Below are 6,695 nucleotides of genomic sequence, written 5' to 3' on the forward strand. Positions count from 1 at the left end.
CCATCTTCCAACCCTGCTGGAATGCCTTTGGGATACGTTGTGGCAATTAAGTCTTGCAAGCGCTGAATTCGATTGTCTGGGCTGGGATGGCTGCTGAAGAACTCAGGCGGCTGTCCATCGCGTCGCGCCGACCCTAGCACTTTCATCAACTCCACAATGCCTTCCGGGTCGTAGCCTGCTTCGGTCATGAACCGTAAACCGAGGCGATCGCTTTCTAATTCGTCCTCACGTCCGTAGCGCAAACCCACGAGCTGATTCACCGCCTGCGCCAGCACAGCCGCCTGCTGTCCTCCAGCCTGCCCGTCGCTCGATGCCACTCCTACCGCCGTCACCAGCGCCTGCCCAAGCTGCTGCTTCGCCAAATGCTCTGCGCCGTGCCGCCCAATCACGTGCGCCACTTCGTGCCCCAATACTCCCGCTAGCTGCGCCTCAGAGGTCAATCGCTTCAGCAGTGCCGCTGTGATGAACACCTGCCCACCGGGAAGCGCAAAGGCGTTTATGGTTTGCGGATCGCGCAGCAGGTGAAACTCAAACGGATAGGGTGACTTTGCCGCGACTGACTGACGGATAATCCGCTCCCCGACGCGATCGAGGTACTGCTGCAAGCCGTTGTCGGGATACAGTCCGCCGTGCTGCTGTGCCATTCTGCCTCGCGCCTGCAACCCCAAGGTCACTTCCTGCTGGGCAGAGAGCTGCACCCGCTGATTTTCTCCGGTAATCGGATTGTAGACACTGCTGCTGCAATAGCTGACAACGCCAAACAGCATCATGACCAATGCAATTCCCAACCGAACTAAACTTCTCACGACGTGGACCTCAGCAGGCTCTCTAATCAAAGGATACTGGAGACGATCGATTTCAGGGCAGAAGATCAAAGCAGAAGAATCGGGAGTAGACAGCCAAGCATGAATTCAGAATTCAAAATGGTATAAGGGCTGAAAGCTGGTAGGGTTTAATCAGCCGTTGAGAGCTATTAAGAGGGCGTGAACCGAAGATGCGGATTCTGTTTGTTGCAGCAGAGGCGGCTCCGATCGCCAAAGTCGGCGGAATGGGCGATGTGGTCGGGGCGCTGCCTAAAGTGCTGCGCCAGCTAGGGCACGATGTGCGAATTTTTATGCCGTACTACGGCTTCCTGCCCGACAAAATGAAAGTTCCCTCCGAACCCGTTTGGCAGGGGAACGCGATGTTCCAGAGCTTCTCGGTTTACGAAGCCGTTTTACCCGGAACAGATGTGCCGCTTTACCTGTTCGGGCATCCGGCGTTTTTGCCTCGCCGCATTTATTCTGGCGACGACGAAGACTGGCGCTTCACGCTGTTTGCCAATGGAGCTGCAGAGTTTGCCTGGAACTACTGGAAGCCAGAGATCATTCACTGTCACGACTGGCACACAGGCATGATTCCAGTGTGGATGCATCAATCGCCGGATATTTCTACCATATTCACGATTCACAACCTGGCGTATCAGGGTCCGTGGCGCTGGAAACTAGAGCAAATGACGTGGTGTCCGTGGTACATGCAGGGACACAACACGATGGCAGCCGCCGTCCAGTTTGCCGATCGCGTGAACACCGTCTCTCCCACATACGCGCAGCAAATTCAGACGCCTGCCTATGGCGAAGGGTTGGAAGGCTTGCTGTCCTTCATCAGCGGTAAACTGTCCGGCATTGTCAACGGCATTGACACCGAGGTGTACGACCCATCCAACGACAAGCGCATTACTGAAACCTTTACGGCTGACGCTTTAGAAGACCGCGCGGCAAACAAAATTTCGCTGCAAGAAGAAGTCGGGCTAGAAGTGAACTCGGCGGCGTTTCTGATCGGCATGGTGACACGACTGGTGGAGCAGAAGGGGCTGGACCTAGTGCTGCAAATTCTGGAGCGGTTCATGTCGTACACGGACGCGCAGTTTGTGCTGCTGGGGACGGGCGATCGCTACTACGAAACCCAGATGTGGCAGATTGCGTCGCGCTATCCCGGTCGCATGTCCGTGTATCTGCTGTATAACGATGCCCTTTCTCGCCGCATCTACGCGGGCAGTGATGCCTTTTTGATGCCTTCTCGGTTTGAGCCGTGCGGTATTAGCCAATTGATGGCGCTGCGCTACGGCTCGGTGCCGATCGTTCGGCGGACGGGTGGCTTGGTGGATACCGTTACGCACCACGACCCAACGAACCACGCAGGCACGGGCTACTGCTTCGATCGCTACGAGCCGCTGGACCTGTACACCTGTCTGGTGCGGGCGTGGGAAGGGTTCCGCTACAAACCACAGTGGCACGAACTGCAACAGCGCGGCATGAGCCAGAACTTTAGCTGGGACAAGTCGGCAATTGAGTACGATCGGCTGTACCGCGAGACGCGGGGACTGCCCCTAGAAGACCCAGAACCCGCCAAGCAGGCGGAACTAGTCTCTTAGACTCTGCTCCCTGGTCTTGCCAGGGAGACTTCATTTTTTGCGTAGAAACTAGAGCGTATGCTAATTCCTGTTCTCTCGACGTTGAGTGCGGGGCTGCTGCTGGCAACAACGCTGGTAAACAGTCCTGCGATCGCACCTGCCATCCCAGCGCAGCTTCAGTCGGCTCCGATGCAGCTTGCCCAGAAGGGTGCGCGAGTCCGCCGAATCGCATTTGCGGCTGGCAAGGACTCGGCAACCGTAACAGATTCGATCGTGCTCGGCAGCCGAGATATCTGGGTGCTGAACGCTCGGCAGGGACAGCGGATGCAGGTCAAAATTACGTCGCTGGAACAGAACGCTGTGTTTGAGGTGGTGGCTCCGAAGCAGGGCGTCAATCGCCGCGTACTGCAACGAGAAACCACCCTCTGGACAAGAACCCTACCGCAAACCGGAGACTACCAACTCGTTGTTGGCTCCACTCGCGGCAACGCGACCTACACAATCCAAGTCAGCATTCGGTCACCCGATTGAGCAGGTGGATCACGTATGATGACGAAACTTAGGGTTACAGCGCACGATTCAGAATGAACGAGGATTCAACGACTACATCGATGCCATCTACCGCCAGCGTCGCCCCGATCGAGGGTGCAGCTCACTTGTTTCAGTGGAGCTGGAAGGGAAAGCCCGTTACGGCAGTGTACGAAATAACAGGAGTAGGAAAGCCAATTTTGCTGCTGCCTGCCTTTGGCAACGTCTCTACCCGAACGGAGATGCAGGGCTTAACCGATCGACTGGCAGAGAAATATCAAGTGGTGACACTAGATTGGGTTGGCTTTGGCGACTCTACCCGCCCCCCGTTTGACTACACGCCAACGCTATACCACGCGTTTTTGAGGGAGTTTGTGCAGCGCGTGTTTCGCGAACCTGTAGTAGTCATTGCTGCCGGACACGCGGCTGGATATGTTATGCAGATGGCAGCAGGAGCGCAGCAGGGCATGCCCGTGCCGTGGTCGTGGGTGGTGCTAGTGGCTCCAACGTGGCGCGGACCGCTGCCAACGGCTCTGGGAGAGCACCGCTGGGCATACAAGCTGCTGAGATCGATTGTTCGGACGCCAATTTTGGGGCAGTTTGTGTATTGGCTCAGCGCAACGCTGCTGGTGCTGCGGTTGAGGTACGGTCGGCATGTGTTTGTCGATCGACGCAACATCACCCGCGAGATGATGCGGCGCAAGTGGCGCGCAACGCGACGACGCGGTGCCCGGTTTGCCTCAGCGGCGTTTGTCACAGGTGCGCTGGACCCGATTCTGCGACGGGAGGACTGGGTAAGCTGGTTTCAACCACTTCCCGTTCCGGCGCTGATGGTGATTGGCGATCAGATGCCGCCAAAATTTCGCGTGGAGCTTGAAATTTTGGCGCATTTCTCCAGCGTCCAAGTCTATCGAATGCCCGGAGCGCTGGGGCTACACGAGGAGTATCCAGACAAACTGGCAGACGGAATTGTGCCGTTTTTGGACAAATACTTGTCCTAGTGCTTTGTCAATTGTCAATTTTAGGGTCGCCAATTTCTAAGCGCTTCCCAAGACCTCCGAGGTTTGCAAAACCTCGGAGGTCTAAAATCTCGGCTATCACTCTAAATCTGAGTGCTGACGCTGTACTAGCTTAGGACTTGCGCAAACCTCCGAGGTTTTGCTTACGGAGGACTAACGTAGGCGGAATCGAGCTACTGCAATTCCGTAGCTTGCTTCTCGCGCAGCGAGTATTCCGAATTCCGAATTCCGAATTCCGAATTGGTCTTACGAAGCGCTAAGACGCCCGTAGCGAAACCTTAAGGCTGTGGCAGAACTCCTCGATCGATCGCAATCCCTGCTGCGGTGTTCCGTCTGCCAAGCGCTTGACAAAGGCGCTACCGACGATCGCGGCATCTGCGCCCCACTCCATTACCTGCCGCGCGTGCTCCGGTTGAGAAATGCCGAAGCCAACGCCGATCGGCTTGTCGGTGACGGTGCGGAGGTCTAGCAGCAGTTCTTTCACTCGCGACTGCACCTGCGTCCGAATTCCGGTAACGCCCGTGGTGCTAACGAGGTAGATGAAGCCTTGAGACTGCTGGGCGATCGCGAGAATGCGCTCCTTGGGACTGGTGGGTGCAATCAGCAGTGTCACTTCGATCCCGGCGGTTGCGGCTGGACGTAACAGGCTCTCGGCTTCTTCCAGCGGCAAATCCGGCACGACCACGCCGCGCACACCCGCATCCGCTGCCTGCTGCAAAAATCGCTCAATGCCCCGATTCAAAATGGGGTTGTAGTAGGTGAACAGAATGATGGGCGATCGCAGCGTTGGGCTGACCTGCTGCACCATCTCCAGCACGGCATCCAATCGCGTTCCCCGCTCGAGTGCTCGCGTTGCGGCAGCTTGAATCACCGGACCATCTGCTAGCGGGTCTGAGTACGGTACACCCAGTTCAATCAGGTCGGCTCCGCTGCGATCGAGCACGCGCAAGGCTTCGGCAGTGGTTTGCAAGTCCGGGTCGCCAGCGGTGATGAAGGGAATCAGGGCGCACTGGGCGCGATCGCGAAGTTGCTCAAAGCGTTGGGAAACAGAGGTCATTCTGGATTCTGAGATGGGAACAGAGGACGGAAACCGAAGACAGTCTCGCTAAGACTCTCATTGTCCCATTTCTTGACGAACTACTTGAACACGCTGCCTGTGATTTCCTGAGCAGCCAATCTGCCGTTTTACTGGGAACTCCACAGAGAACACTACAATTCAAGTACTGCGGTGGAGCAACCGACGCCAATGCCCGAAACGAACCCAAATGCAGCACAGCAACCGATGGCTGCACTCAATCTCTATGAGGCTGATTTCTATGCGTGGACGCAGGAGCAAACAAAGCTTCTCCGCAACCAGCAGTGGAGCCAGGTTGATCTGCCAAATCTAATCGAGGAGATTGAATCGTTGGGTAAACAGCAGCGTCAAGAACTCCGCAGCCGCTTAAGTGTGCTAGTTGGACACTTGCTGAAATGGAAACATCTATCCCAAGGTGAAAGCCGTAGTTGGCTGGCAACGATTCGCATTCAACGCTTGGATATTGCTGAACTCCTTGAAGACAATCCCAGCTTAAAGCCCTACCTTGAAGAAGCCCTCCGTAAAGCGTACGTAAGAGGGGTCGAACTGGCTATTGCAGAAACCAATTTACCGAGCCGTACTTTCCCACCAGATTGCGCTTACCGTTTAGCAGAGGTTTTGGACGATCGTTTCTATCCAGGTGAATCCAGCGAGTTAGTAGAACCAAATTTATAAGCATCTTTAAGACGATGCAGCATCGGATTGAGGAATTACTTCGGCTTAGCCGCCTGGTTTTCCTGCTCGATTTCGGCTTGCAGCTGCGCCAATTCCTCTGGGGTCAGTTCCTCTAGCCGTTTTTGTAGCACAGCGTCGGCATAGTCCTTAAGCTGCTGGTTATAGGTCATCGTTTGGGTGACGGCTCGAAGCGCATAGGTCAGCACCCAACCAACCAGCCCACCCACCAGAAGCACCTGCGACCAAATCCCTGCCGAGGTGCTGTCCAACCCCAAAACCTGGAACGCGACGTAAAGCAGACCACCCGCTGCAAACACACCGATCCCAATCCCAATTACGTCAATTCGTCGCATAACATTCGGACCTGAGTTGAACGCCACTCGTGGCAAGAACTAACGACTCACAGATCCCTAGCTTGGAATCTCGCGACGCTTGGGGCGAAAATTCAACAGCGGAGCCAAGAGCAGCATTCCTGGAAAGAACATGAACACCATGAAGTACATGAAGCCGCGCTCGAAAGAACTGGCAACGTACCACCGAGCCTGTAAGTAGAAAAACAGAGCCCCTGGAACGGCGACTAAATACGCACCCGCCAGAACCAGATAGAGAAGCGCAACAGTGATATCCATAACGTAGCGGCTCACGTCCACGAAACTTCACATATTCTACCGCTTGAACGGTGCGTCGTTGTGGTTTCTGGCAGATCGATCGATTGAAATCGCTCTAACGTTGCATAAGTTCTGCATTAATGGTGGAATAGAAGTCTACCGATCGGGGGCATGGCGGAATGGCAGACGCTACGGACTTGATCGATTGAGCACCTGAGCCGAAATGCTCAGCGTGAATGGAGTCAAATTCGGCGAACGCTTTCACCTGCCAACGCCGAGCTAAGTTCCAACTGGGTGTAACAAACCGGGTTGGAAAAAGTGTAGAGACTAGACGGCTCCTGCCTGACTAGCGACAACCGCGCCAAAAGGCAAAGGCATAGTCCAGACTACAAACATAT

The 6,695-nt window shown here is 55.4% G+C and carries 8 protein-coding genes; 4 read left to right on the top strand and 4 right to left on the bottom strand.

What is annotated here, in order from left to right; all coding sequences use genetic code 11:
• Nucleotides 1–770 (bottom strand): M48 family metallopeptidase (locus tag H6F43_RS15575; protein WP_190343647.1); only part of this gene is annotated, 770 nt, incomplete at its 3' end.
• A 224-nt stretch (nt 771–994) separates the two neighbouring features.
• Between H6F43_RS15575 and glgA the strand changes: the two genes are divergently transcribed.
• From glgA to H6F43_RS15590, 3 genes are read left to right on the top strand one after another with little or no spacing between them, the layout of a single operon-like run.
• The gene (gene glgA / locus H6F43_RS15580) at nt 995–2,413 is read left to right on the top strand and encodes a glycogen synthase GlgA (RefSeq protein ID WP_190343641.1); all 1,419 of its coding nucleotides are present in this window, start codon (nt 995–997) and stop codon (nt 2,411–2,413) included.
• 57 nt (nt 2,414–2,470) lie between these two features.
• Nucleotides 2,471–2,923 (top strand): hypothetical protein, encoded by a 453-nt coding sequence (locus H6F43_RS15585; RefSeq protein WP_190343642.1) that lies wholly within the window; start codon nt 2,471–2,473, stop codon nt 2,921–2,923.
• Nucleotides 2,924–2,976: 53 nt separating this feature from the next.
• Nucleotides 2,977–3,921 carry an alpha/beta fold hydrolase gene (locus tag H6F43_RS15590; protein WP_242025661.1) on the top strand — a complete coding sequence of 315 codons (945 nt, stop codon included), beginning with the start codon at nt 2,977–2,979 and terminating at the stop codon, nt 3,919–3,921.
• 274 nt (nt 3,922–4,195) lie between these two features.
• Here H6F43_RS15590 and trpA read toward each other — a convergent pair whose 3' ends face one another.
• Complete coding sequence (trpA, locus tag H6F43_RS15595) at nt 4,196–4,996, bottom strand: tryptophan synthase subunit alpha (protein ID WP_190343643.1); 801 nt, start codon at nt 4,994–4,996, stop codon at nt 4,196–4,198.
• A 189-nt stretch (nt 4,997–5,185) separates the two neighbouring features.
• Between trpA and H6F43_RS15600 the strand changes: the two genes are divergently transcribed.
• Nucleotides 5,186–5,689, top strand: a complete 504-nt coding sequence (locus H6F43_RS15600) for a DUF29 family protein (protein WP_190343644.1) — start codon at nt 5,186–5,188, stop codon at nt 5,687–5,689.
• 35 nt (nt 5,690–5,724) lie between these two features.
• Here H6F43_RS15600 and H6F43_RS15605 read toward each other — a convergent pair whose 3' ends face one another.
• Together H6F43_RS15605 and ndhL are read right to left on the bottom strand one after the other, a co-directional pair.
• On the bottom strand, nt 5,725–6,042 hold the full coding sequence (locus H6F43_RS15605; RefSeq protein WP_190343645.1) for a DUF3007 family protein: 318 nt from the start codon (nt 6,040–6,042) through the stop codon (nt 5,725–5,727).
• Nucleotides 6,043–6,099: 57 nt separating this feature from the next.
• Nucleotides 6,100–6,318, bottom strand: a complete 219-nt coding sequence (gene ndhL, locus H6F43_RS15610; RefSeq protein WP_190343646.1) for an NAD(P)H-quinone oxidoreductase subunit L — start codon at nt 6,316–6,318, stop codon at nt 6,100–6,102.
• Nucleotides 6,319–6,695: the final 377 nt, after the last annotated feature.

It is taken from the genome of Leptolyngbya sp. FACHB-36 (assembly GCF_014695955.1).
GTDB lineage: Bacteria > Cyanobacteriota > Cyanobacteriia > Leptolyngbyales > Leptolyngbyaceae > FACHB-36.